Annotated in this window: 1 protein-coding gene and 1 pseudogene; one reads left to right on the top strand and one right to left on the bottom strand. The window is 57.4% G+C overall.

Annotation, left to right across the window (positions count from 1 at the left end):
- Window positions 1–241 (top strand): annotated as a pseudogene (locus HHL24_RS43455) (IS481 family transposase); the annotation flags it as partial.
- A 569-nt stretch (window positions 242–810) separates the two neighbouring features.
- On the opposite strand, the gene HHL24_RS43450 reads toward HHL24_RS43455, so the two are convergent.
- On the bottom strand, window positions 811–1090 hold a 280-nt coding region (locus HHL24_RS43450; protein WP_169491347.1), incomplete at its 5' end, for an IS66 family transposase.

The raw sequence follows: 1090 nt of genomic DNA, 5'->3' as shown, positions 1-1090 counted from the left end.
GCCCAGTCCCCGGGCCTATCCATCGATCCTGCAGGAGCCGGAGTACGGACCTGGCGACGTGGTGCTGCGGGTCAAGGCAAATGGCCAGTTACGCTTTGAGGGACGGCACCTGAAGGTCTCCAAGGCACTCTATGGATTGCCAGTCGCGGCTCGCGCAAAGCCGGGAGAAGACGGCGTATTTGAATTCTGGTTTGCCCATCATCGCATCCTCACCCTTGACCTGAGGAGCGAAAATCACTGACCATAAAGTGTCAATGATGTCCCCGCACGTATGTCAATCATGTCCCCGGTCTATACACCTGCCGCAAAGAAAAGTAGGCAAAAGAAAGCGGCTCAAACCACTCCTGCTAAGCAGGTCTCCTGGCTCGGAGGGGGTAGTGGTGCATCTGGAATCTGTGTTCTCGCACATTCAGCCTTAGTGACAAAGGCGTCATACTTCCGGCGGCGCTGCGCGCGCCGAAGAGTGCTTCATAAAACCGACGGTCGCCTTTTCGCGCGTGCGATCTATAAGGTCTGATGACGTGAAGTTCAGTTGAATCGCTAGCGCGAATTGCGATTAAATATCGGAGTACTTCGCCGCGGCGAAGCCGACGCCCCACGGCCTTTGAACGAAGCCCCTGGTTTCCCTGGCAGACCCGTCCGCGACGCACGCAGTGCGGAGTGGGAGCTGATGAGCCCTTAGTCACTCCGGCTGGAACTTGTGGGGGCCCGGATTCTACGGAGCCACTACCACTTGCAGGCCACGGTTCCCACTTAGCATTAGTGGTTTGAGCCGCTTTCTTTTGCCTACTTTTCTTTGCGGCGGCGTAACTATTCAGCAGCCGGAAGCGGCGAAACGACGAATCCGGCGAAGCCCAAAGCCAGCGCATCGATCAGCGAACGGTTCTGTTTGCGCAGACTGGCAAGGTAGGAGCGGATCGTGCAGAACGCTTCCATGCCTGATACCGCACGGAAACACCCTGAGATTTTCTGTTTGAGCTTGGGCATGCGGATATCGCGTTCGGCCTGGTTGTTGTCGAACGGTACCCGGTGATCGGCAATGAAGCGCCACACCTGGCTCGCCTGCATCTGCAGACGCCGGACCAGGTTA

Origin of the sequence: Paraburkholderia polaris, assembly GCF_012927345.1 — a bacterium.
Taxonomy (GTDB): Bacteria; Pseudomonadota; Gammaproteobacteria; order Burkholderiales; family Burkholderiaceae; genus Paraburkholderia; species Paraburkholderia polaris.
Note: the sequence above shows the minus strand (reverse complement) of the source record. Positions and strands in the feature narration are given on the sequence as shown.